The organism is Paenibacillus tundrae, assembly GCF_036884255.1.
Taxonomy (GTDB): Bacteria; Bacillota; Bacilli; order Paenibacillales; family Paenibacillaceae; genus Paenibacillus.
Genome location: NZ_CP145605.1, coordinates 2130065 through 2154559, shown reverse-complemented (window position 1 = coordinate 2154559; position 24495 = coordinate 2130065). Strand labels below are relative to the sequence as shown.

Annotated in this window: 22 protein-coding genes and 1 tRNA gene; 3 read left to right on the top strand and 20 right to left on the bottom strand. The window is 44.7% G+C overall.

The features are described 5' to 3' along the window. Nucleotides 1–461 precede the first annotated feature (461 nt). Nucleotides 462–800, bottom strand: a complete 339-nt coding sequence (locus V6W81_RS09730; RefSeq protein ID WP_056695424.1) for a winged helix-turn-helix transcriptional regulator — start codon at nucleotides 798–800, stop codon at nucleotides 462–464. A 108-nt stretch (nucleotides 801–908) separates the two neighbouring features. Between V6W81_RS09730 and V6W81_RS09725 the strand changes: the two genes are divergently transcribed. Further along, nucleotides 909–1295: a RidA family protein gene (locus V6W81_RS09725; protein ID WP_338542894.1), complete on the top strand. Its 387-nt coding sequence runs from the start codon at nucleotides 909–911 to the stop codon at nucleotides 1293–1295. A 133-nt stretch (nucleotides 1296–1428) separates the two neighbouring features. On the opposite strand, the gene V6W81_RS09720 is transcribed toward V6W81_RS09725, so the two are convergent. The 3 genes from V6W81_RS09720 to nrdR form a co-directional block, all read right to left on the bottom strand. Then, complete coding sequence (locus V6W81_RS09720) at nucleotides 1429–2838, bottom strand: stalk domain-containing protein (RefSeq protein ID WP_338542892.1); 1410 nt, start codon at nucleotides 2836–2838, stop codon at nucleotides 1429–1431. 426 nt (nucleotides 2839–3264) lie between these two features. Beyond that, nucleotides 3265–3337 (bottom strand) — tRNA-Ala (locus V6W81_RS09715). Nucleotides 3338–3544: 207 nt separating this feature from the next. Next, complete coding sequence (gene nrdR / locus V6W81_RS09710; RefSeq protein ID WP_056695429.1) at nucleotides 3545–4012, bottom strand: transcriptional regulator NrdR; 468 nt, start codon at nucleotides 4010–4012, stop codon at nucleotides 3545–3547. Nucleotides 4013–4128: 116 nt separating this feature from the next. Between nrdR and V6W81_RS09705 the strand changes: the two genes are divergently transcribed. Continuing rightward, nucleotides 4129–4350 carry an alpha/beta-type small acid-soluble spore protein gene (locus V6W81_RS09705; RefSeq protein ID WP_053783555.1) on the top strand — a complete coding sequence of 74 codons (222 nt, stop codon included), beginning with the start codon at nucleotides 4129–4131 and terminating at the stop codon, nucleotides 4348–4350. A 164-nt stretch (nucleotides 4351–4514) separates the two neighbouring features. On the opposite strand, the gene V6W81_RS09700 is transcribed toward V6W81_RS09705, so the two are convergent. The 12 genes from V6W81_RS09700 to V6W81_RS09645 form a co-directional block, all read right to left on the bottom strand. Then, nucleotides 4515–5078, bottom strand: coding sequence for a lytic transglycosylase domain-containing protein (locus V6W81_RS09700; protein WP_056695432.1), 564 nt, complete (start codon nucleotides 5076–5078; stop codon nucleotides 4515–4517). Then, a complete protein-coding gene (coaE, locus tag V6W81_RS09695; RefSeq protein WP_056695434.1) occupies nucleotides 5075–5671 on the bottom strand; it encodes a dephospho-CoA kinase in 597 nt (198 codons plus the stop codon). The genes V6W81_RS09700 and coaE overlap by 4 nt, the downstream gene beginning before the upstream one ends. Before the next feature lie 9 nt (nucleotides 5672–5680). Continuing rightward, on the bottom strand, nucleotides 5681–6469 hold the full coding sequence (locus V6W81_RS09690; RefSeq protein ID WP_338542887.1) for an MntP/YtaF family protein: 789 nt from the start codon (nucleotides 6467–6469) through the stop codon (nucleotides 5681–5683). Between the two features lie 169 nt (nucleotides 6470–6638). Next, nucleotides 6639–7469: a DNA-formamidopyrimidine glycosylase gene (mutM, locus tag V6W81_RS09685; protein ID WP_145045923.1), complete on the bottom strand. Its 831-nt coding sequence runs from the start codon at nucleotides 7467–7469 to the stop codon at nucleotides 6639–6641. A gap of 131 nt (nucleotides 7470–7600) precedes the next feature. Next, nucleotides 7601–10252, bottom strand: a complete 2652-nt coding sequence (gene polA, locus V6W81_RS09680) for a DNA polymerase I (protein ID WP_145045921.1) — start codon at nucleotides 10250–10252, stop codon at nucleotides 7601–7603. A gap of 186 nt (nucleotides 10253–10438) precedes the next feature. Then, nucleotides 10439–11098, bottom strand: a complete 660-nt coding sequence (gene phoU / locus V6W81_RS09675) for a phosphate signaling complex protein PhoU (protein WP_145045919.1) — start codon at nucleotides 11096–11098, stop codon at nucleotides 10439–10441. A gap of 59 nt (nucleotides 11099–11157) precedes the next feature. After that, nucleotides 11158–11913, bottom strand: coding sequence for a phosphate ABC transporter ATP-binding protein PstB (pstB, locus tag V6W81_RS09670; RefSeq protein ID WP_056695443.1), 756 nt, complete (start codon nucleotides 11911–11913; stop codon nucleotides 11158–11160). Between the two features lie 248 nt (nucleotides 11914–12161). Further along, nucleotides 12162–13343, bottom strand: coding sequence for a methyl-accepting chemotaxis protein (locus V6W81_RS09665; RefSeq protein WP_338542883.1), 1182 nt, complete (start codon nucleotides 13341–13343; stop codon nucleotides 12162–12164). Nucleotides 13344–13494: 151 nt separating this feature from the next. After that, nucleotides 13495–14223 carry a response regulator transcription factor gene (locus V6W81_RS09660; protein ID WP_338542881.1) on the bottom strand — a complete coding sequence of 243 codons (729 nt, stop codon included), beginning with the start codon at nucleotides 14221–14223 and terminating at the stop codon, nucleotides 13495–13497. A 164-nt stretch (nucleotides 14224–14387) separates the two neighbouring features. After that, complete coding sequence (gene pnpS / locus V6W81_RS09655) at nucleotides 14388–16217, bottom strand: two-component system histidine kinase PnpS (RefSeq protein WP_338542880.1); 1830 nt, start codon at nucleotides 16215–16217, stop codon at nucleotides 14388–14390. A gap of 117 nt (nucleotides 16218–16334) precedes the next feature. Continuing rightward, a complete protein-coding gene (locus V6W81_RS09650; protein ID WP_338542878.1) occupies nucleotides 16335–16676 on the bottom strand; it encodes a cupin domain-containing protein in 342 nt (113 codons plus the stop codon). Nucleotides 16677–17015: 339 nt separating this feature from the next. Then, on the bottom strand, nucleotides 17016–17885 hold the full coding sequence (locus tag V6W81_RS09645; protein ID WP_145045910.1) for an SDR family oxidoreductase: 870 nt from the start codon (nucleotides 17883–17885) through the stop codon (nucleotides 17016–17018). A gap of 373 nt (nucleotides 17886–18258) precedes the next feature. On the opposite strand from V6W81_RS09645, the gene V6W81_RS09640 reads away from it, so the two are divergent. Continuing rightward, nucleotides 18259–19818, top strand: coding sequence for a histidine kinase N-terminal 7TM domain-containing diguanylate cyclase (locus tag V6W81_RS09640; protein WP_338542877.1), 1560 nt, complete (start codon nucleotides 18259–18261; stop codon nucleotides 19816–19818). A gap of 296 nt (nucleotides 19819–20114) precedes the next feature. On the opposite strand, the gene V6W81_RS09635 is transcribed toward V6W81_RS09640, so the two are convergent. From V6W81_RS09635 to citZ, 4 genes are all read right to left on the bottom strand, one after another. After that, nucleotides 20115–20540 (bottom strand): hypothetical protein, encoded by a 426-nt coding sequence (locus tag V6W81_RS09635; protein ID WP_145047803.1) that lies wholly within the window; start codon nucleotides 20538–20540, stop codon nucleotides 20115–20117. 136 nt (nucleotides 20541–20676) lie between these two features. Next, complete coding sequence (mdh, locus tag V6W81_RS09630; protein ID WP_056695460.1) at nucleotides 20677–21618, bottom strand: malate dehydrogenase; 942 nt, start codon at nucleotides 21616–21618, stop codon at nucleotides 20677–20679. 15 nt (nucleotides 21619–21633) lie between these two features. Then, nucleotides 21634–22926, bottom strand: a complete 1293-nt coding sequence (gene icd / locus V6W81_RS09625; RefSeq protein ID WP_145047804.1) for an NADP-dependent isocitrate dehydrogenase — start codon at nucleotides 22924–22926, stop codon at nucleotides 21634–21636. A 150-nt stretch (nucleotides 22927–23076) separates the two neighbouring features. After that, nucleotides 23077–24189 carry a citrate synthase gene (citZ, locus tag V6W81_RS09620; RefSeq protein WP_307215826.1) on the bottom strand — a complete coding sequence of 371 codons (1113 nt, stop codon included), beginning with the start codon at nucleotides 24187–24189 and terminating at the stop codon, nucleotides 23077–23079. Nucleotides 24190–24495: the final 306 nt, after the last annotated feature.

The window sequence follows — 24495 nt, the reverse complement described above, 5'->3', positions numbered from 1 at the left end:
CTTCTGGTTACACTCAAACACTAAATGGAAAATAAATTGATTAAATTCCTTAGCATATGTGTACCCATAATTGTGTTTTTCTGATGCGCTTGACTTTCGAATTTCATATTCATTACAAATAATATTGTTTCTTGTAGAAACAATATATCATTCGCGTTTACCTTTGTCTACGTCAAATTAAAGCGTTTACAATGAACTTATAATCATTATATTTCATACAAGTTACGGTGCTCAATGTAAACTCTTCAAACGGATTCTTTTAACCCCTCATGGCAGAGATATCTTTAAATTTAAAAGAACACCATCACATGATGTGACGATGCCCTTATGGCGGAGCTCAGGAATGAGTTCTGAAATAAGTTTGACGTAGAACTTCTTATCTCATCGCTGGCAGGGATGCGCTCGATTATTGTGGGATACTTCTCCTATACAACCAAACTCTCAAAAATTCCACGTTCGTGCTAACTGCGGTTCTTAACTCCCCAATCACATAGCTGTTCCAACACAGGCAACAATGTCTTTGCCTTGTCCGTGAGGCTATACTCGACTTTAGGCGGCACTTGAGGGTACTCCTTCCGCTGAACCATCCCATCGGCCTCCAACTCCTTGAGCTGGGAGCTTAGCGTCTTAAACGTAATTACCCCAAGCTGCCTTTTCATTTCATTAAAGCGAACCGTTTGTTTTTCCGCTAAGAGATAGAGGATAATCATTTTCCACTTCCCTCCGATTACGGACATCGTATAACCAAACGGTGTATCTGCAATATTTGTATCTCCGCCGTTCAGATCGGATATTCCCATAATTTCACACTACCCTTTCAGATAGTACCTATCTTTAAAGTGCGTACTATCCTATTCTATGTCCCAAGTTTATACTTAGCCTTACTTTGAAGTAAAGGAGAGAATCATATGAATGCAGTTCAAACGTATAATCACAATCTCTGGGATCACGGTATAACACAAGGATATCGTGTAAACGGCACCCTCTACATCTCGGGTCAATTTTCCCATAATGCAACAGGTGAATTCGTTGGTGCTGGTAACATTGAAACCCAGACGCGTCAAACGCTAGAAAATCTAGATCACGTATTATCCCAGTTCGGCATTACGAAAAACAATCTCGCTTATGTTGAGGTATACCTAACCAACGCACAGGAACATGGAGGGCAAGTTATTGAGCTTTTTAAAGAGTACCTAGGGGAACACCATCGTCCTGCGGGTAGCCTTATTGGTGTTACCTACCTAGCTTTCCCCGAACAATTAGTCGAGATCAGAGCAGTAGCACATACGGAATAACGCTATTATAAGCAGTTGGTCATCTCTCTTTATAAAAATGAGAAGCGGTGAATCTCAGCATATAGCTGGGAATCCCGCTTCTCATAACAATTAGTACAGTCTGATCTGAAACTGCCACAATTAAAAGAGCAACTTAGTGCACGTACTCCCGCTCAATTCGGACTAACTTGCTACTCTCTTCAAAATCAACGGACAGACCCAACTGTTCAGAAACAAACCGCAGTGGCACAAAGGTTACACCCCGAACGACTGTTGGAGCTACGGAAACTGTCGTTTCTACACCATTGACCCGGACTTGTTGGCTACCCGTCTTCAAAACAATTTCCTTCTTATCATCTGAGATCCGAATGACTCGATCTGCTGGATCCCACTCGACGTCGAGTCCTAGTGACTCACTTACAAGCCTTAGTGGAACGAGCGTACTTCCTTTTTCAATATATGGACGATTCACTTCATCAAAATAATTCGTTCCCGTACGTGTCTCATATGACCAACCTTTCTCAACAGAAAACTGCAGGTTCCATTTCTCCGTCTCGCCCGGATAGAAGTGCTGGGACAAATCATAAAACTCTACCGTATAAGATAACTCGGTAACCTGTCCACCCACTGTTCGCAAGCCACTAATGTCAACTTGGTATTTCCCTGTGTACTCCTCTACTCCGTCCAGACGGAAAATAATAGCGTTAGACACGCCGAACCCACTTAACTGCACATTCAAGTATAGATCCTTGTTTAGATCGTTATTTGCACTATCTAACGCCCATTTTTTCTGGCTTTGTAGATCAGTTACTTGTACCTTTACATTCTGCAAAGAAGGCTTCTCATACTTGTCGGGATTCAACGTCACAGACCACGGGTGAGAACCGCCAAATAACTGCTGCGGGAAATCTGCTGCTGGCCATGCGATGTAATCATAATTCACTGCCTCTGCACGAGACTTGTCGAACACCTGCATTGAACCATATCCACCAGCGATACCAAAACCCACCTTCTGCAAAGAAGGATTGAGCACCCAACGGCGATGTCCTACTCGATCTGCATTCCTACCTGTATCTGGCATATAACCGTCTAATACATTTCTACTTAAGTTATCTCTTCCGCTTGACAGGTTACTACTTTTAGTGGATTCATAGCCTTTGTTATAAAATTCATCTGTCATATCTGCTGGTTTCTCAGGATAGTGAGACAGCTTATCGGTAGCAGCCAGTAAGACCGCACCATGCTGTGCCAACGCATTCAATTCGTTATCCAACTGCACATCACTTGGCAATCCCGCCAAGGCACGAGCAAGATTCGTAGCTAATAAGGCTTGTTCAAGCATCGTCTGATTCACTTTTCCGATCTCATATGGTGCTTTAAAGGAAGGCTCGATATCATAAGTCTTTAATCCAACGTTCATGTCCTGCAGTTGATTCCATGTTCGCTTGACCTCATCCCGTTCAGGAAAATGAAGTCCTGCTGCTGATGTCAGATTAGGCGTGAGCATGAATATCACAACCCACATCATCATCACAGTAGCGCATCGCAATACATTTCGTTTCATCTCTGTTATTCCCCATTCTCTTAGTAGCTATTGTTACAAAAAGTCTTTGATCTAAAAAATGGATGTCCCTCTAGCTTTAACTAACTATGTATCTCTCCAGCAAGATGTTCCTAAAGAAGAGCTCACTCCTTTACTATCATATTTAGTTGCTTCTGTGATAATCTTATAAACCTTCCATCATCATAACAGAACCCTTATATAGGTTCTACTATATTTAACCAAGGTGACTAACCTTGCCATGAAGTGCGGCACCAAGGTGCTGGGAGCTGCACACGAGTGTGAAAATAGAGGCTTCCTATGGTGATAGAAGCATCACCTTTAAATTTTTTCATGTGAGCTGAATTTCTTGCATCTTAAAAACAATTTAACATAGCAAAAACCCGCCAAACACTCGGAAATCCTTGTGTTTAGCGGGTTCTTTAGGTATGGAGCCTAGGGGGATCGAACCCCTGACCTCATCGCTGCCAGCGATGCGCTCTCCCAGCTGAGCTAAGGCCCCAAGATATACAATGATAACTCGTCCATCACTGCAGCATTCCGCAGGCGACCCCTTTATCATATTCAATACCTGTTTTACTGTCAATATCTTTTTCTATTTGCTCAATACAGCCCAAAGGATCTGGAGAAGAACAATCTTCTTACCTGGAACACACTCATGACGACGTATCGTAACCCCAGCTTGCTCTTCTCCCTTTGCCCCAGGAATCTAGTCCTCCAGGTCTTCTTTGGACAGCAATGATTTTAATTCTTTCATGAACATATTGATGTCTTTAAATTGACGGTACACCGAAGCAAAGCGAACATATGCCACTTCATCCACGGGAAAGAGCTGTTCCATCAATAACTCACCAATCTGGCGACTTTCCACTTCCGCATCAGCGGTATTACGCAAAGACTTCTCTACTTCAGAAACCATCATCTCAAGTGTCTCCACCGAGACTGGACGTTTCTCACATGCGCGAATAAGCCCCCGGAGAATTTTGTCCCGACTGAACTCTTCTCGGCTTCCATCTTTCTTAATAACAATCAGCGGTGTTTCTTCCACCATCTCAAAAGTGGTAAATCGGCGGCTACATTGCTCGCACTCCCGACGGCGACGAATGGATTTTGCTTCATTGGCCGGACGGGAATCAAGCACCTTGGTGCCCATAAAAGCACAATAAGGACATTTCATTTTTTGGTCACTTCCCATGTTTTACTTTTTTCCATAAGTTCCCTGTAAGCATTTTGTAATGAAAATGGTATCTACGACACATAATACTTTTACCAACCGCGAGGAGGTGAACAGCAATGGCACAAAGCAACGGTAACTCCAACAACTTGGTGGTAACTAAAGCTTCCGCAGCCCTGGAACAACTGAAATACGAAGTTGCTCAAGAACTCGGAATCAGCATCCCACAAGACGGATACCAAGGTAACATGACTTCTTACGAGAACGGTTCGATCGGTGGATACATCACGAAGCGTCTGGTAACAATTGCAGAACAGCAATTGGCAGGTCAATACCAATAATATCTGCATCGTAATACGGTATTATAGAGGAGCATGGGGCGACCGGTGAACAACCGGTCTGCTCTGTGCTTCTACTATTATAACCGACACTTGTACCGTGCATGAGAACCATACATTTTCACACTTACCTGCATCTAGCTACAGCATCACACGATATATCCGAACTAGAACGTATTATAGATCTTAACATATTGATTATAATAATAAATGACGCGTTGTACATAGTGCCGGGTTTCTCCAAAAGGAATGTCCTTGACTGTATCAAATGACCCATCCCACACGCCATCTCGGAGCCAGCTACTAACCTTACCTGGTCCCGCATTATACGCAGCAATCATGACCGCCTCATTGCCATCAAACTGATCGGATAAGTTCTTCAGGTACCAAGTACCAAGCTGAATGTTCCTCTCAGGCTTATGCTTCAGTTCTTCTAATGACGTACCCGGAATTTTGGCCTGCTCCATAATCCAATTGGCCGTATCCGGCATGAGTTGCATAAGTCCGATGGCACCACGCTTAGATTCCAAGCTTGTTTTGAAGTTAGTCTCTACCTTAATAATTGAAGCAATTAGAAACGGGTCTACTTCATAGCTATAGGATTGTGCCCGAATCTCTTCCTTATAATGAATCGGGTAGAACCAAGCCATCCAGTTCGTATTCAAGAACAGCACTAGAACGAAGGAAACAAACATCAACAGCAGTACCCGTTTCTTACGTAGCCATTTCATATTAATCCCTTACCTTGCAGGAAAGAGATGACTTGCTGCTCTGTATCGTGCCATGCTCCACTGTTATCGATAACGATATCAGCAAGCTGCTTTTTCTGTTCGATGTCCATCTGAGCCGCAATCCGGGCGTCAGCCTGCTCACCAGTCAACCCATCCCGGCTCATCAATCGTTCTCTCTGTATCGCTCTAGGTACGTATACAACGACGACTTCATCGAATCCTTTTTCCAGACCCGACTCGTACAATAAAGGAATATCCGATACCACAAGCTTATCCGGGTGCGCCTGCTCATATGCGGCCGCTCGTTCTCTCATCTCTCGGCGAATCGCCGGATGGGTAATAGCCTCAAGCGCTTTACGTTCCTCTGGATGCTGGAAAACAATACTGCCTAGCTTCTTCCGATCCAACGTCCCGTCTTCATGAAGAATGGCTTGTCCGAACCGCTGTACAGCGGCAGCCAAAACAGGATGCCCGGGCATCATGACCTCCCGGGCAATAACGTCTGCATCAATGAGCAGTGCTCCTTTACTGGCAAGAAGGGCGGAAACACTGCTCTTTCCTGTGGCGATTCCGCCGGTTAAGCCAATATTCATCATTTCACCTCACAACAGCTTCATTATTCCCATAAACATTAATAACAGTGCTGGCAACACGGACAATCGACGCATCCATTGCAGCGCAGCAAAACGAAGTCCAACCTTCATCCCGAGTGACAGAAACGCTCCACTAAACAACGCAATGACAAGTGCTGTCCACAGCGTTGGAAATCCGAGTAGCGCAGCTCCAAGCCCTGCACCGAATGCATCCAGTGATAGTGCAATACCCAGCCACATCGCTTCTTGAGTCGAGATGCTTCCCGAATTGTCCATGTCTGCCTTGGAGGGACTTCGGAGTATTTGAATGACGACACCTAATTTTCGAAGTTCTAAGGTGAAGACCATCCGCTCCACAGAGCCCCCTGAAGCTGACTGCTCCAGTTCCAATGCGAGAACCTGGTTTTTCCCTTTGGAAGCTACCTCTTGCTCCGTTAAGGCTGATGTTCCGTTGGCTCTACTCTCTACATGCTCGCTTGCCGAATTTTCCACTGTACCTTCATCCGTTTCCGCTCTTTCCTTACTCTGCTTGCGTATAAGCTGAAATAGTGACCATCCACCAATCGCAATCAATATCACAGCCCCAACTTCGGATGCTACATTCGGCGAAACTACATGGGATAGCAGCACCCCTACCTGCATCGACAAGGCGATTACTAATCCCGAACAAATAGAGATAACAGCAATGGATAGCAACGGAATCTTGGTTTTGCGCAGCCCATATGTAATCCCGACTCCAAAACCATCTAAACTAAGCGCCAAAGCAAGCGCCAGTAATGAAATAAAATGATGCAGCACCCCGGATTCCTCCCCTGTGCGGATCCATTCCAACCGACAGATGTCAGTATGGGTATACGCCCGCTTATTTCTGCCATATCAGTATATGGAAGGAGGAATCCAAGGGTGCTTCAGTTTAAAAGATCGTTCAAAAAGTAATGTGTACTTCAGGCGCAGCGTAGCGACTCAACTACAATATAGGCTGGCATTTCGGGCAGTAATGTGTGCCTCTGCCACCCACCACACTTTTCTCAATCATCGTACCGCAATTATGACAAGGCTCGGCTTTGCGCCCATAAATTTTCAATTGATGCTGGAACATGCCCATCTCACCTTGACCATTCACATAAGACTTAATCGACGAGCCACCTGCATTGACTGCATCCTGCAATGTCGACACAATCGCTTCATGCAACACCGTGAGCTGAGCTTCAGACAATGTTTTGGCAATCGTCTCTGGATGAATACCTGCGCGGAACAGAGCCTCGTCCACATATATATTCCCAATCCCGACCACATATGCCTGATTCAATAATACAGCCTTAATCTTGGTTGTCCGTTTGCCAACGGCATCGCGAAAGGCAGTAACTGTAAACGCCGGATCAAGTGGTTCTAGACCTAGCTTCAACAAAGGTTTGGAGACAAGCTCCTCTCCTGCATTGAACAGATGCATCGTGCCAAACTGACGTACATCCTTATAACGTAACTCAGTTCCATCGGTAAAGTGGAAGATTACATGGGTATGCTTCTCTACCTCTTCGTGTTGCTGATACACACCATAGCGCCCTTCCATCCGAAGATGAGAGACAAGCACCAGCCCGTCCAGCAAAATACGTAAAAACTTACCTCTGCGCTCCACACCGATAACTGTATGTCCCGCGAGTTCTAATGCAAAAGCATCTATATCGTCCGGCCGCTGAATAATACGCGGCAAACTAACCGTAACTCGATCAATGGTCTTACCTACGATAAGTTGATTCAATGTTCTTCTGACTGTTTCGACTTCCGGTAATTCCGGCATGATGTTCTCACCTCCCCTATATTATAACGGAAGATGAGGCTCAGCGGCACCCTTTCTTGTGTCAAAAGCATGGGAGAAACCAATTGTAAAATATCGGTAGCCCCCACTACTTTCCATACTACCATTATCTATTATTTCGCTTCGTACCAGTTCTCCCCGTAGCTAACTTCTGCTTTGAGCGGCACAGACAGCTCTAACGCTTTTTCCATGACAGCTGGCACAAGCTCCTTCATCGTTTCCAATTCATCTGCCGGCACTTCGAATACAAGCTCATCGTGTACCTGAAGCAGCATACGGCTGTTCAAGTTACGCTCACGCAGCGCCTCATCCATCTGCACCATAGCAAGCTTGATAATGTCTGCCGCTGTTCCTTGAATTGGTGTATTCATCGCTGTACGTTCGGCGAAGGAACGTATGTTGAAGTTGCTTGCGTTAATTTCAGGAAGGTAACGACGACGCTCCAATAACGTTTTGACATATCCATCCTTACGCGCTTCCTTCACAATATCATCCATATACCGACGTACGCCTTGGAATACTTCGAAGTATTGATCAATAAACTGCGCTGCCTCTTTGCGCGTTATGTTCAAGTTCTGGGATAAACCGTAGTCGCTTATGCCATACACGATTCCGAAATTTACCGCCTTAGCTGATCGACGCATATCACTATCCACTTCTTCAGCCTTCACCCCAAATACGTCAGAGGCCGTCTTCGTGTGGATATCCATGTCATGTACAAAAGCCTCCTTCAATCGCTCATCATCTGAGATATGTGCAAGTACACGCAATTCGATCTGAGAATAGTCTGCTGCCAATATCGTCCAACCAGGCTCCGAAGGTACGAATACCTTCCGGATCTTACGACCTTCCTCCATCCGGATCGGAATGTTCTGTAGGTTCGGGAATTGACTGCTCAGGCGTCCCGTAGCCGCGATCGTCTGACGATAATACGTATGAACCTTGCCATCTCGCGGTGATATCTCCTTCAGTAAACCTTCCACATAAGTGGATTGCAGCTTCGCCAACTGACGGTATTGCAAAATATGCTGGACTACCTCATGATACGGAGCAAGTTTTTCCAACACTTCCGCATCGGTGGAGTAACCCGTTTTGGTTTTCTTCACCACAGGTAAACCTAATCTATCAAACAAAATTTCACCCAACTGTTTCGGTGAATTAAGGTTAAATTCCGTACCCGAGAGACGATAAATCTCGGACATCAATCGACCAATCTGTTCTTCGAATTCATGACCCAGAGCCTGCAAATCAGCCGTATTCGCCTTGATTCCCTGCTTCTCCATATCAGCCAAAATACGTGATAACGGCATCTCCAGCTCATGGAACAGTGAGTTCATTTCATCACTCTCAAGCGCCTTCTCCTGCAGTGGGATAATGGCTGCTACTGCCGCCGCTTTGCGACATAGGAAATCACCCAACACTTCCACCTCAGGCACTTTATACTTGGCCCCTTTGCCCATCACCGTATCATCCTCTACCAGAGACGGTAGCCCGTACTTCGCAGTTAAGCCACTGATCGTCTGGTTGGACTCTGTAGGGTCGAGCAGATAAGCAGCCAACTGCACGTCAAAAGCCGCTCCCGCAAATTCAATGCCGTGGGCATGAAGTGCAAGATCTACGCGGTGTAGATCATATCCTCGCTTAGGCTCGTCTGAATTCGCTAGCCATGCTCTTACAGAAGACGCTGCCTTCGATTGAAGCAGTTCAGGAGACAAGAAGGTGTACTCTTCGCTTGAACCTAACGCGATCCCAACCAATTCCGCCTGATGCGGATTGTCACCGTGCGTTTCCACATGTATAACATCAATGGTCTCGAGCGAGGCAAATAGCTCTTCAATTGTTTCCTCTGTAGCAATCGTAGACTTAACCTCTGCCGCTGGCACAGCTTCTACTGCGTCTACCTTGCCACTGAAGTTCAGACGTTCAAGCAATGACTTGAATTCTAGCTTCGCCAGTGCTGGCCCTGCTGTTTCTTCCTGCAAGCCTGCAAACTGCATATCTTCCCACGTCTGCTCCAATGGAACCTCGCGATGGATCGTAGCTAGCTGCTTACTCATCCGAGCATCTTCAGCGTGAGCTTCGATCTTTTCTTTCATTTTACCTTTCAGCTCGGCTGTGCCATTCAGTACATCCTCTACGGTACCGAATTGATGCAACAGCTTTAATGCTGTCTTCTCTCCCACTCCAGGAATGCCTGGAATATTATCAGAGGTATCGCCCATGAGACCTTTCAGGTCGATAATCTGCAATGGAGTCAAGCCATAACGCTCCTTAATCTGGGCAGGGTCATACAATTCAATATCTGTTACACCTTTGCGTGTTAGCCCGATATGAACATGGTCAGAGGCAAGCTGCAGCATGTCCTTGTCACCCGAGACAACAAGCACCTGTCTTCCTGCCTCATCGGCACGTTTGGTCAACGTTCCGATGATGTCATCCGCTTCGAATCCTTCAAGCTCAAACTGTGCAATGCCGAATCCTCGCAGGAGTTCTTTGAGCAAGGGGAACTGTTCCGACAATTCAGTTGGTGTTTTCTCGCGTCCACCTTTGTACTCTTGATATCCTTCGTGACGGAAAGTCACCTTGCCCGCATCAAATGCCACCATCACATGTGTCGGCTTATGCTCTTCAAGCAGCCTTAACAGCATTGTGGTGAACCCATATACCGCATTGGTATGTAATCCTTTTGAATTGGTCAACGGCGGCATTGCAAAAAACGCCCTATATATAATGCTATTTCCATCTATGAGAATAAACTTGTCCATTCCAGCACCTCACGTATTATATGGTCACACTTCAGATTCTATATCTACTCTCATGATACCATACACACCTGCAACAACAAAAAAGGAACTTCCCTTGAACAACCTATGTGAATAGGCGTCCTGAGAAAGTTCCTTCATTCCGTGCATGTAAGTCCCCAATTCCAAACGTATGCTTATCAATTACAATTACTGGTTCAGATCCGGACGTTTACCCGTCACCAGATATACCGTGCTCTCGCCAATGTTAGTTGCGTGGTCACCGATACGCTCAATGTAGCGACCTACCATCATCAACAGCATCGCTTGTGAAGCCCGGTTCGGATGATCTGTCATGAAGGTGTATAGATCACTGATCATGTGGCTGTACAGTTGGTCAACCTGATCATCAGTCTGAGCCATTTTGTAAGCCAGATCCGTGTTTTCCTTCAGGAAGGATTCAATCGCTTCATCGATCATTACCTTCACGATTTCAGCCATTCTCGGAATATCAACAAGGGGTTTAATTAACTCTTGACCTTCCATACGAAGTGTCACTTTGGCTACATCCAATGCAAGATCGCCCATGCGCTCAAGATCACTGGAGATTTTGAAAGCAACGATAATGCGGCGTAGATCCTTGGCAACCGGCTGTTGTGTAATAATGAGCTTGGAACCAAGTTCCATAATTTTGTCTTCCAGCGCATTCAGATTCGCATCATTCTTGATGATGACCTGAGCTTTATCCACGTCTAGTGTCTGTAGACTCTCGATTGCACCATCCAATGCTGTTCCTACGTGCTCGCCCATCTCACGAAGCAATGTACGCAATTCCTCAAGCTCTTGATCAAATTCTTTTCTTTGAATCATAGGTTCCATCCCCCTCGTCCATCATCTCCGGATATGCCGGGAACATTCAATCAGCTTACTTAACCGAACCTTCCGGATATATAATCCTCGGTTCGGGAATCCTGCGGTGTGGAGAATAATGTCTCGGTATCCGCAGCCTCCACCACTTCACCATTCAGGAAAAATACCGTACGACCGGATACCCGCGCGGCCTGATGCATGTTATGGGTTACCATAACAATCGTATATTTATTATGCAATTCTTTAACAAGCTCCTCAATTTTAAGCGTAGAGATTGGATCGAGGGCTGAGGTTGCTTCGTCCATAAGTAATACGTCAGGCTGAACAGCAAGTGCACGTGCAATACACAGACGCTGCTGTTGACCACCAGATAGGCTTAATGCTGACTTTTTGAGTACATCCTTCACTTCGTCCCACAGGGCAGCATGTGTTAAACTTTGCTCCACCAATTTATCCAGCTCAGCTTTCTGCGTTACCCCATGCAGACGTGGGCCGTAAGCTACGTTATCGTAGATTGATTTTGGAAAAGGATTCGGCTGCTGGAATACCATCCCCACCCGCTTGCGCAACGTTTCGACTTCGATCTCGTTGCTGTAGATATCCGATCCGTCCAGCATAACTTGTCCTTCCACGCGAACGCCTGGAATCATGTCATTCATCCGATTCAATGTACGGAGCAATGTGGATTTACCACAACCCGATGGACCAATAAACGCAGTAACCGTTCGCTCCGGCAAATCCATCGATATATTTTTAAGCGCATGATGCGTATCATAGTATAAATTAAGTTTATCAATATGAATGAGGTCTTTCATGGATGCTCACTTCTCCTTCGCTGCAGGGAAATTTAGTCCCTTTACGTTGATGTCCAATCACTATGATCAGAGCAAGCTTCTTGGCCATCCTTAACATCCTACCTTCCCATTGTAAAAACCGTATCACTTTCATGTTAACGGAATGTAAAAAGACATCTTCTTCGCCATGATCCTTAGGGTTAAATCACAGCAACGATGGATGCCTTTATGTGCATTAATTAGTTTTAAAATTGGGTAAGATGAGATGGTCAATCGGAACGAGCCATCTCTTTCAACTGGGTACGGATATGTAAAGCCATATCTGCCGCCTTCTCTCCCTCCGAAGCTATACCCTCTGCAATACGAGACATTCCTGCAACAGCACTGTTCAACTCCCTGAAAGCTAACTCTCCAGCAGTAACGTGTGTTGAACTACCATCAATCTCCGCGGCACTTGCCCGGATCGATTCTACGGTTTGTTTCGTCAGGTCACCGATACCTTCAAGCAAAGAAGACATATTCCCTGCTACCTCACGAGTCTGCTTGGCAAGCAAGCGAATTTCACCGGCTACCACTTGGAATCCGCGACCATATTCTCCTGCATGAGCAGCTTCAATAGAAGCATTCATAGCAAGCAAAGCACTCTGATCTGCTAAGGAACGGATAGAACTTGCCATCCCTGCACCAGTTTGAATAGAGTCCAACATTACATTTGTATGCTGACGCTGCCCCTCCATATGCCGGTAGACCCGCTGGTACGACGTTTCGACTTGTGTAAGGCTACGTTCTCCATCCTCGGATAGATGCATAATTCGCTGTGCTTCTTCTCCCGCTTGTCCCGCAGCATGGACTAAACTTGTAACCGATTCGTTAATGCGGGCAATCTCTTGTCTTGATTCGGTAATTGTTCGTATACGCTCCTCACTCGCCTGTTGCTGTAACTTCCGTGATAGAAACATCATATCCCGCATGGTTAAGACACCTAGTAGCTTGTCCTCTTCTGTAACTAGGATACAATCGTAAAAGTGCTGCTCTTCTCGCTTCAACGCAATATCAATAATGCTTGGCGCATCTGCTGAAACGTCCACAATAACCGGCAATGAATCCACGACATGTTGAACTGCCTTACGATAAAATAAATCCGCTGCAAAACGTCCATTAAGGAGTCGATACAACGTCTCCCTCATTAACAAACCAAGCGGCTTCATCTGTTCATCACACATTACGATACATGGATAGGCCTCATTTGCATTTAACATACTAGCCGCTTCCCCACAAGTGGTATGTACATGTACAACCGGAACTTCTCGGCAATAATTACGAATCGATAACGGATGCTTAAGAAGTGTGTTTTCAGACTTTTGAACTTCCTTCATCTCGGTTATGTTCTCTTGTACACGACTGTCTTGTTCGGACAAGTCAAGTGGTCTCGCTTCAAGCAACATAGGCATAAATGCGCATTCTCCTTTACGTATGAACTCCATCCTGCGGTGCATCATGTAGGTATAAAGTATCAATCATTCGAATTTATGCTACTCTTCATTCATGAAGGAAAATAATTCTTTATGTAAAATCAATGTAAAAAAAACTCCCCAATCATCGTTAACTCGAATGATGGGGAGTTTTTCTTTTTACAACCAATTTATAACCTACACCACGAATCGAATCAATGTGAACCGATTCTGGATCTAACTCTAACTTTTTCCGCAATGAGCTTACGTGAACATCGACTGTACGTTGACCTCCGATATAATCGAAGCCCCAGACTGCATTCATCAGATCATCGCGAGTGAGCACAACGCCCGGTTTCTTCGCAAGATAGAGAAGTACTTCGAACTCCTTCGGCCGCAAACTAATGGACTGTCCACCAAGTGTTACTTCATACTTCAATGGATAAATCTCCAGTTCACCCAATACAATTCGGGAGCCTTCTTTGTCCACAGGTTGGGGCAAGTCCTCACCGTTGGAATATCGTCTTAACACTGCGTCTACTCTGGCGAGCAATTCCGATACGCCAAATGGCTTCGTGATATAATCATCTGCTCCTGATTTCAGACCTTGTACAACCTCAGCTTCACCGGTTTTGGCTGTCAGAATGATCACCGGCGTGGTTACACCTTGAACTCTTAATTTGTTCAGAATGTCTAGACCATTCATTCCTGGCAACATCAGATCTAGCAATATCAGATCAAATTCCTGGGATAATGCTCGATCATATCCAGAAGATCCGTGATCCTCCGCTGTTACATCATAGCCTTCCTGTGTAAGGTTATACGTAAGTAATCTTGATAATGTAGGTTCGTCTTCAATTACAAGCAAACGCTGTGCCATGATACCCCTTCTCTCCTTATAGTGCGCGTTCAAACATACCAACTACGAGAACAATCTCACCTATTATAATTGTTCTATAGCCACAACACATTTCCTATCATAGCACCTATTTGTTAACTTAGTGTAAAGAAAAGCACACCTTTTTACAATTCACTTCCCGAGGCCTATACTTGTTCATCTTGAATTAACGGAAGAATCACACGAAACGTTGTGCCAAGACCGAGTTCACTTTCTACGGAAAGTTTGCCGTGATGCAGTTCAACAAGGTGTTTTACGATAGACAAACCAAGTCCCGTACCACCCGAATTACGTGATCTGCCTTTATCTACACGGTAAAAACGTTCAAAAATCCTTGGCAAATCATTCTTCGGAATGCCTATACCGGTATCTGATACCGCAAATACGACCTGCTCCTCATCATCTTCACGCTCTACCGTCACTTGAAGTTTCACGCGTCCACCTTCAGGTGTGTAGTTGATGCCATTGGACAATAGATTGATAAAGATCTGTTTCATCTTGTCCTCGTCTGCCTCGATATAGAGTTCCTCTGGCACAACCATCTGCATCCGAATCTGTTTCTTCTCGGCCACGGTGGACAGTGTTCCCAGAACCATTTCGAAGAAGGAATGAACGTGAACAGGTGAACATTGCAAAGGAGCACGCTTGGATTCAATTTTGGACAGTTCCAGGATATCTCCGATTAGTCGGTTCAGTCGATCCCCTTCATCATAGATGATTTTCAGGAATGAGCGTTCTGTTTCCTTATCCTGCACACCACCACTTAACAACGTTTCAGCAAAACCTTTAACTGCTGCTACAGGAGTTTTCAGCTCATGGGATACATTGGCTACGAACTCACTTCGCATTGACTCCAGCCTACGAATTGCTGTCACATCCTGAAGAAGGAATAACATCCCGCGGTAACTACCATCATCTTCAGTCATTGGCACGCCATCAATCCGAATCAATCGTTCCTCTGGGTTAAATACACTTACTTCCTCATGCATTCGTTCTTGTAGTGCAACACTCTCCTCAATGGAGCGTGTTAGCTCATAGTGTTTTTTTAATTCTACATAAGGTCTACCTGTAACTCGCGCAGCCTGAATGCCAAGCATCCGTTCTGCTTCTCGATTCACCAATGCAATCGACTGCCCTGCGTCTACCATGACAATGCCGCCTGTCATATTGGCAAGTACGCTTTGCAGCAACGCCTCATTATCACGGATCGTTTTGAGCTGGGTCTGAAGACTATCGGCCATCCCGTTAATCGCAAGCCCCAACTGACCAATCTCGTCTCGGCGTGTGACATCCACCCTAGCGTCATATTCTAATTTGGTTATTCGATGAGCGACCTTAATGATATGCTCAATTGGCGAGGTTAAACTGCGTGCCACACGATAACTTACGAGTGCTACGATAAGAAATAGCAATCCAAGTGCGGTGAACGTAATTACCCAGCCACGCTGAAGTCCTTGATCTACAGCCGCTAGGCTCATAGACAGGCGTATATAACCGTCAAATTTACCTCCAGGCACTTCAACCATGTCACTCTGATCTGAATTGACGGGAAGTGCAACATAGAGCATGTCCTGTCCTAACGTCTCACTATATCGTATTGCCTGACCATAGCCATCTCCAATGGCTCCCTTTATTTCTTCACGTTCCAGATGGTTATCCATATTGGCAGGATCGCTTTCCGAGTCGCCGATGACCGTCCCATCTCTATTTATAAAGGTTACTCGCGAATCTGTCAGCCGATCAAGTTCAAGCGCACGCGCAGAATAATATTGTCTAGTCTCGGGAGATGTCGGATCGCTTGCATCGTGAAACGGAAATGTTGCTTTTAACAGATTAATCTCACGCACCATCGTTTGTTCCAAAGCTGTGGTATGTGTTGTCTTAAACACTCTGCCCATTGTATATCCCGCTACAATAACGGATACACCGATTAGAACCATCATGATGATGGACAGGCGAACTCGAAATGGTCTCATTAATCTCTTCCTTTATTGTTGATTTATCAAATGTACTTCTGCTGATACGTGTACTCGATTATACTTCCGTTCGTTATCCATGCAAATTGACCTCTGAGCTCTCAAATGGGTCGCTATCTAAGTTAACTCGATACGATCTCCGCGTGTACCCGGCAGAGAGATGACCAGAAACTCAACATCCGCTGTACTTCGATTCTGCATCTGATGAGGTTCGCCTGGAGGAATCTCTATTCCCTCATGCGTTTCAAGTTCGAATTCCTCACCTTGGAGCTCCATATAACCTATGCCACTTAAAATGAAGAAAAATTGTCGGCTAACCGAGTGATAATGTCTAATCTCAGCCGTTCCCGCTGGCATTCGCTCATGGATGATGCTCAATCCTTCGTTCTGTAGCAAGTGCCATCCATCACATTGATTTCCCCATATATAATGTGAAGCATTTTGTTTACTAATTTTCACGGTTGGCTCCCCCTGTCGAATATCTGTTTGTCTATCTTATCACAGATTTCTTTCGACAATATGAGCATTAATATAGGTTAACACTCTATAGATACCTGTGTGATTGCCTTCACTCGCTAGTTATTAACATCCTGCCATAGATCAAAGGGAACAACCTAAATTTAGAATAGATATCTAGATAAAATATCATGTAATTATTAGGTCTGATGTTGTTCTATGTAAAATTCTCTATCGATTTTCAATCTTTTTGTAAGCCACACCTGATATTAAATAGACGTCCCGACCAGCTAGACTGGTAACGGGACGTCATATCTACAATCATCTTAGGTTAAGGTTGCTTTAGCCGTTCACTACTTCGCCGCCATTCACATGCATAACCTGACCACTTACGTAAGAGGAATCATCTGAAGCCAAGTATACATAGGCAGGGGCTAACTCGTCAGGCTGTCCTGGGCGCTTCATCGGCTGAGTTGATCCAAATTCACTTACCTTCTTCTCATCAAATGTTGATGGAATAAGTGGTGTCCAGATCGGGCCAGGAGCTACGGCGTTAACTCGAATCCCCTTCTCCACAACGTTCATAGACAAGGAACGTGTAAACGACGTAATCGCGCCTTTGGTCGATGAGTAATCGATCAAGGATGGATTGCCTCGGTAGGCTGTAATCGATGTCGTGTTAATAATGGTACTGCCTTGTTTAAGATGTGGCAATGCCGCCTGAGTGATATAAAACATTCCGAATATATTGGTGCGGAACGTGCGCTCTAGTTGCTCAGGTGTAATATCCTCTAATTGTTGCTGTGGGTGCTGCTCAGCAGCGTTATTCACCAGAATGTCAAGCTTACCTAGTTGCTCAATCGTCTGTTGCACGGATTTTTTGGCAAATTGAGTATCACCGATATCACCAGCAATCAAAATGCATTTTCTTCCTTCTTGCTCAACCTGTCGTTTCGTCTCCTCGGCATCCTGATGCTCGTTCAGATACACAATCGCGACATCGGCACCTTCTTTTGCATAAGTAACGGCTACAGCTCGTCCAATACCGCTATCTCCACCCGTGATTAACGCCACTTTACCTAACAATTTTCCGGCTGCTTTATACTCAGGTTTCTCAAACTCGGGTCTAGGATTCATCTCTGATTCGATTCCTGGTTGCTGATCCTGATGTTGGGCTGGCATTGTTTTTTGGGTTTGTGTTTGCGCTGACATGAAGCATTCTCCTCTCAATACTGGATTGGATATTGATTCTCGTCTCACTGTGTAGGATGGCATGAACAGGACAGATTATTCTGATCTTGAATCTTCTTCCTGACAACCTCCAACAATGTTGTCTCTAAACTTACTTACCACTGCTCTTCTGAATTAAACAAGTAAATCGCATGGAATAAGAACAACTCGAATGTAATTTTATGTATTTCGATTATTTTCATCGTATAACAATCTATTCGGTCATAAAGTTCGATAAATTTTAAAAAAAGCCCTGTTTCAAATCGTAATTTGTATTCCTATGCCGCTTTGGCTGATGTAGAATGTACAGTATACAGATAAGTTTTAGATATCATAACGATTTGGAGACCAGACCATGGGATCGAGTATTGATTCATATATAACACTTGTAGCGACTTCAGCCGTTTTGAATGTCTTTTTGTGTTTATATTCCTATTTTAGAAGAGCCGAAATTCCCAGTTCCAAAATATTTATGCTCTATACGGCAGCCCTTTGCGTTTATACCTTCGGGTATGCAATACAACTAGCCAGCAATACACTGGAACAGATGAAATTTTGGACAGTCGTTCAGTATATGGGTATGCCTTTCTCCGCTTCACTTGGCCTGCTCCTTATGATTCAATACACCGGGAAAACACTATCTCGTAAAGCGACTATTGCCATGTTCATTATCCCTTCTATCACACTCTTCATGGTAGCCACCAACGATTATCACCATTTATTCTACAAACAGGTATGGCTTAGAACAGATACGGCAGTCCCCCTTATGGATATCTCCATAGGTCAGTGGTACGTTGTACAAGGAGCGTTTACCTTCTCGTGTCTATTATGCGCCTGTCTCATTCTCATTGGTCAATGGAAACATACGAAGAAAATGTACCGCAGACAATTGCTCACGCTAATCACCTCACAGCTTATTCCAATGGTCGCCGCCTTTGTTTATCTGCTGGGACTTACGCCAGGTGGATTAGATCCCGTTCCTGTGCTGATGTGTATTACATCTGCCATGTATATCTGGGCAATACTATCCTCACGTCTGCTTACAATTGTTCCTATTGCCAAAGACAGCATTTTTGAGAGCATGCGTGAGGGTGTACTTGTGCTCGATAGTTCCAATCGTCTTGTAGATTACAATAAAGCCATGTGTCTCATGTTGCCTGAGCTTGAAGTAAGTATGATCGGGAAAAAGTGGGACGATATCTGGCTTAGCCTAGCTGGAGAAACCTTTCCTGTGGAGTACGGTAGAGAAGGTCTTCAGACCGACTTGTACTGGCAATTAGAAGGACATACCGTATGTTATCAGGTTAGAACATCATATGTCTTTAATAAAGGTGCTCAGGTTGTCGGGATTTTAATTATGCTCATCGATATTACAGAACAACGTTTTCTCCAGGAGCAGCTCAAACAAATGGCTTATTTTGATGGGCTCACCAAAATCTATAACCGAACGCAGTTTCTGAACAAAGGCAAGGAAATTTTGAATGAAGCTAAGCTAACTTTTCGACCGGCAGCTTTTATCTTATTTGATATTGATCATTTCAAACGCATTAATGATACCTACGGTCACGATGTCGGTGATAAGGCAATTATTCATGTAGTCACGGTATGTAACCGTTACCTGAACTCCGAAATACTATTTGCCAGATATGGTGGCGAAGAATTCGTAATTGCTATGCCCGGTGCTTCCCTTCAGGATGGCGAGCAACTTGCTGAACAGCTACGAATTGCGTTGCTCAATGAGCCACTTGAGGTTGAAGGAGTTCGGATCTCGATTACATCAAGCTTTGGGGTGGCACAGTACAGCGGGGAAGATGATTCATTAGAGTCGTTACTGCGGGATGCAGATCGTGCGTTATATGAGTCGAAGCGGAATGGGCGGAATGCTGTTTTTGCCTACAGCGCCAGTCTCGCTTAATTCACTTAGCTAAGTTAAACTAACTAGTTTCAAGATCAAAAAGCTTTACTTACACAGCTCAATTCTGGAGCACATCTTTAAGTTCGTACATCATCAATATTAAATACATCTGATCTCGTGAATAGCATAAATAAAAAAACAGACAGTCTGAGGGCTGTCTGTTTTGGTTGTATCTTGGTTTGTATGTGCACCTGATATCACCTCAGGTCAGCTTGTCCCATCGTTATTACTGGCACAATCGATAAAGGCTTAGAATCAGGTTAGAACGCTTTACGTATTGTAGTACTATTTCACTCTTAGATTACGCTGCTATCCACCATGAGATAAACCATAATGAGTAAGAACACCGCAAGAAGTGTACTAAACATACGAATCTTGCTCTGTTCTGGACTTACATCGCGGTTGCTCTTCACACCTTCTGCAGCCAAACGCAGCGGTTTACCCATAATTCCACCGATGGCAGCCATTGCAAGCAACAAGACAACCACTACACCCATCCACAGGTGAGAGTACTCCCCTTTTGTCATCAGGTAACCCCCAGTGAGAAGCTGGATAATCAGTCCATACTGAGCGATACGATTTAAAGATCGAAGTGATGTGAATGCGCCCTCTTGTGCTGCTACATTCAGCTTACGGATCCTACCGACTACGAACGGCAGAATTAGGTAGAAGCCTAACGACAGTGCTCCAACAATATGAAGCAGATACATAATCATTCCCAAAATTTCCATCCTCCTCAGTTTCATTTCAGTGTGCTATACATCACATACCATTATACTGGGGAACTTATCCAAAAGAAAGAAAACCCCCGGTTTTTCGGGGGTTTTCTCCTTGTTCTTGTTCAAAATCTTTTCAAACTTAAATATTTACAACAGAAATGACATTTCGAACGGACTCCGCAGATTTATCCAGACCTGCTTTTTCCTCAGCAGTCAGATCTAATTCAAATATTTTCTCGATCCCGTCGCCGCCTAGAATCGTCGGCACGCCTAAGAACAGATCGTTATAACCGTATTCACCTTCAAGATAAGCAATGACAGGAATGATACGTTTCTTGTCCTTCAAGATGGCTTCCGTCATTTGCACGAGGGAAGCTGCTGGAGCATAATACGCACTACCGTTACCAAGCAGGTTCACGATCTCACCACCGCCAACGCGTGTACGCTGCACGATCGCTTCAATCCGATCTGCTGGAATTAACGTATCTATCGGAATGCCGCCAACGCTCGAATATCGAACAAGGGGCACCATATCATCCCCGTGACCGCCAAGAACGAATCCACGCACATCTTCAACAGATACGTTCAATTCTTGAGCGATGAATGTACAATAACGGGCCGTGTCGAGTACGCCCGACTGACCAATTACGCGGTTTTTGGGAAAACCAAGAGTTTTATACGCTGCATAAGTCATTGCATCTACCGGGTTGCTCAGAATAATGACGATTGAATCAGGGCAATATTTTTTCACATTTTCACAGACGGACTTCACGATTCCCGCATTCGTATTGACCAGATCATCACGACTCATTCCCGGTTTACGGGCAATTCCTGCCGTAATAATAACAATCTCCGAACCTGCAGCATCTTCATAGTTGGAAGTTCCGACGATATGACTGTCGAAGCCTTGAACAGGACTTGCCTCCAGCATATCGAGTGCTTTACCTTTTGTCGGGTTCTCCAGTTGAGGAATGTCTACTAGAACGACATCCCCGAGTTCCTTTTGGGCAAGCATCAGTGCAGTCGTAGCACCGGTAAAACCGGCACCGACTACTGTGATTTTTTTGCGCTGAATAGTCACGATTCACATCTCCCCTTACAGGTTTTTAATGATTTGATCAGCGAATTCAGAACATTTCACTTCAGTTGCTCCGTCCATCAGACGAGCGAAGTCATACGTTACTGTTTTATTGTTAATGGATGTTTCCATACCTTTGTAGATCAGGTTAGCCGCTTCTTGCCAGCCCAGGTGCTCAAGCAACATTACGCCGGACAGGATTACGGAACCAGGGTTCACGACATCTTTGTCAGCATATTTAGGAGCAGTACCGTGTGTAGCTTCGAAGATAGCATGTCCTGTTACGTAGTTAATGTTAGCTCCTGGAGCGATACCGATTCCGCCCACTTGTGCTGCAAGTGCATCGGACAGATAGTCACCGTTCAGGTTCAATGTTGCGATAACATCGAACTCGCCTGGACGAGTCAATACTTGTTGCAGGGCGATATCAGCAATCGCATCTTTTACGATGATTTTGCCAGCATCTTCAGCTGCTTTTTGAGCTGCATTCGCTGCATCTGTACCATCTTTATCTTTGATGATATCGTATTGAGCCCAAGTGAATACTTTATCGCCGAACTCTTCTTCAGCCACTTCATATCCCCAGTTTTTGAAGGCACCCTCAGTAAATTTCATGATATTACCTTTGTGTACCAACGTAACGCTCTTACGATTGTGATCGATTGCGTATTGTACCGCTGCACGAACCAAACGTTTGGAACCTTCGGAAGAAACTGGCTTGATACCAATACCAGAAGTTTCAGGGAAGCGGATTTTGTTAACGCCCATTTCCTGTTGCAGGAATTGGATAACTTTTTTCACTTCATCTGAACCTTCTGCATACTCGATACCTGCATAGATATCTTCTGTATTTTCACGGAAAATAACCATATCAACCAATTCAGGACGTTTAACCGGGGAAGGTACGCCGTCGAAATAACGCACTGGACGCAGGCATGTGTACAAATCAAGCTCTTGACGAAGTGCTACGTTCAGGGAACGAATACCACCACCGATTGGCGTAGTCAGAGGTCCTTTGATTGCTACGATGTACTCACGAATCGCTTCGAGCGTATCGTTCGGCAACCACTCCCCGTATGTATTAAATGCTTTTTCACCAGCAAATACTTCGTACCAAGCGATTTTTTTGCTGCCATCATATGCTTTTTCAACTGCTGCGTCCAATACGCGTTTGGAAGCTTTCCAAATATCGCGACCTGTACCGTCACCTTCGATGAACGGAATGATCGGGTTGTTAGGAACCTGCAGTGCACCATTATCGATCTGGATTTTTTCTCCTTCAGTTGGATGAGCGAATTTTTCTAATTTCATAGTTACAATTCCTCCTTGATCGTTGTATGAGTTTAGGTATGATTATACCGCTTGTCTAATCGAGGGAAGGGTCTTTCGTCTTCGACTGACTCTCGTCAATCGAATTCACCCTTCGCCCCATCCTTCATTATTATACTGGTTTTGACGTAATTAGCGAAGCTCGACTGAAATGTACTTCTGTTCTGTTGGTCCAGTGTACTCAGCACGAGGACGAATGATGCGGTTATCTGCGAGCTGCTCCAGAATGTGAGCAGTCCAACCGGATACCCGGCTAATCGCGAAGATTGGTGTGAATAACTCGTGCTCGATGCCTAGCTGTGTATAGACAGACGCAGAGTAGAAGTCTACGTTTGGCTTCAGACCTTTTTGTCCTGTAACCAATTCTTCAATCTTCACAGACATATCATAGAGACGTGTATCATTATTCATGTCGCCCAGTTCTTTAGACATCTTCTGCAGATGTTTCGCACGTGGGTCGCCATTTTTGTACACACGGTGTCCAAAGCCCATGATTTTCTCACGGTTATCCAGTTTCTCCTGAATTGCTGCTTCAAGGCGGTCCGGTGTGCCAATCTCGTTCAACATCTTCATTACGGCTTCGTTAGCACCGCCATGTAGCGGCCCCTTCAACGCCCCGATAGCGGAAGTCACGCCGGAATAAATATCGGACAATGTCGCAACAGTTACACGTGCTGCAAAAGTGGAAGCATTCAACTCGTGATCCGCATGTAATACGAGCGCTTGATCCAAGGCTTTTACTGCTGTATCCGACGGTTCTTCACCAGTCAACATATATAAAAAGTTTTCGGCAATGGAAGCGCCTTCTTTTGGTGCTACAGGTTCTTTACCCTCACGAATACGAGCGATAGCTGCAACAATCGTTGGCAATTGAGCCTGCAATTTAACTGCTTTGTTCTCGTTCGCTTCAGCCGTCATTTCGTCAGCCTGCTCGTCATATAATCCTAGGGCAGAAATGGCAGAACGTAGAGCTGCCATCGTGCTCATGTTTTTGGGATACAATTTGATTTGTGCAACCAGATCACTTGGGATCGGCGCGTAATCACTCAAGCTTTTACGAAGGGATTTCAATTCATCTGCGTTCGGCAATTTACCAAACCACAGCAAATAAGCAACTTCTTCAAAGCTTGCATGCTCTGCCAAATCATCAATATTGTATCCACGGTATGTAAGAACACCGTCTACAATAGAGCTGATCGAGGAGGTTGTTGCAACGATGCCTTCCAGACCTTTGGTAGCTGTCATATTACTCTCTCCTTTATTAAACGAAATCAAAAAACACTAGCATAATGAAGCTTTCCATAAGCATTCCTGGTGTTGTAAACATTTACATTTCATAAAATAGTAAAGAAGTAAAAATTCGGGTTTATCATCTGTCAATCGATAATTACTTATATAATCATACTGGATTTTGTCGTTTATGTGAACATGACGGAAGCTGTTTTGCACATCAAACATATTTATCGACCTGATAAAGCATTTTTGAAAGCCTTTACACAAACAAGGTTGACATTTTATTCTACACGAATCAATTTCATAAATCACTGGAAA

Excerpts from the sequence above, each read along its gene's own strand:
- nrdR (WP_056695429.1), bottom strand. The coding sequence starts at position 4,012 with ATGAAATGTCCTTATTGTGCTTTTATGGGCACCAAGGTGCTTGATTCC.
- mutM (WP_145045923.1), bottom strand. The coding sequence starts at position 7,469 with ATGCCGGAATTACCGGAAGTCGAAACAGTCAGAAGAACATTGAATCAA.
- phoU (WP_145045919.1), bottom strand. The coding sequence starts at position 11,098 with ATGATTCAAAGAAAAGAATTTGATCAAGAGCTTGAGGAATTGCGTACA.
- V6W81_RS09705 (WP_053783555.1), top strand. The coding sequence starts at position 4,129 with ATGGCACAAAGCAACGGTAACTCCAACAACTTGGTGGTAACTAAAGCT.
- V6W81_RS09640 (WP_338542877.1), top strand. The coding sequence starts at position 18,259 with ATGGGATCGAGTATTGATTCATATATAACACTTGTAGCGACTTCAGCC.
- V6W81_RS09645 (WP_145045910.1), bottom strand. The coding sequence starts at position 17,885 with ATGTCAGCGCAAACACAAACCCAAAAAACAATGCCAGCCCAACATCAG.
- coaE (WP_056695434.1), bottom strand. The coding sequence starts at position 5,671 with ATGAATATTGGCTTAACCGGCGGAATCGCCACAGGAAAGAGCAGTGTT.
- icd (WP_145047804.1), bottom strand. The coding sequence starts at position 22,926 with ATGAAATTAGAAAAATTCGCTCATCCAACTGAAGGAGAAAAAATCCAG.
- V6W81_RS09720 (WP_338542892.1), bottom strand. The coding sequence starts at position 2,838 with ATGAAACGAAATGTATTGCGATGCGCTACTGTGATGATGATGTGGGTT.
- V6W81_RS09700 (WP_056695432.1), bottom strand. The coding sequence starts at position 5,078 with ATGAAATGGCTACGTAAGAAACGGGTACTGCTGTTGATGTTTGTTTCC.
- V6W81_RS09660 (WP_338542881.1), bottom strand. The coding sequence starts at position 14,223 with ATGGCACAGCGTTTGCTTGTAATTGAAGACGAACCTACATTATCAAGA.
- V6W81_RS09730 (WP_056695424.1), bottom strand. The coding sequence starts at position 800 with ATGGGAATATCCGATCTGAACGGCGGAGATACAAATATTGCAGATACA.
- V6W81_RS09665 (WP_338542883.1), bottom strand. The coding sequence starts at position 13,343 with ATGCCTATGTTGCTTGAAGCGAGACCACTTGACTTGTCCGAACAAGAC.
- citZ (WP_307215826.1), bottom strand. The coding sequence starts at position 24,189 with ATGACAGCTACCAAAGGTCTGGAAGGCATCGTTGCAACAACCTCCTCG.
- polA (WP_145045921.1), bottom strand. The coding sequence starts at position 10,252 with ATGGACAAGTTTATTCTCATAGATGGAAATAGCATTATATATAGGGCG.
- pnpS (WP_338542880.1), bottom strand. The coding sequence starts at position 16,217 with ATGAGACCATTTCGAGTTCGCCTGTCCATCATCATGATGGTTCTAATC.
- V6W81_RS09725 (WP_338542894.1), top strand. The coding sequence starts at position 909 with ATGAATGCAGTTCAAACGTATAATCACAATCTCTGGGATCACGGTATA.
- pstB (WP_056695443.1), bottom strand. The coding sequence starts at position 11,913 with ATGAAAGACCTCATTCATATTGATAAACTTAATTTATACTATGATACG.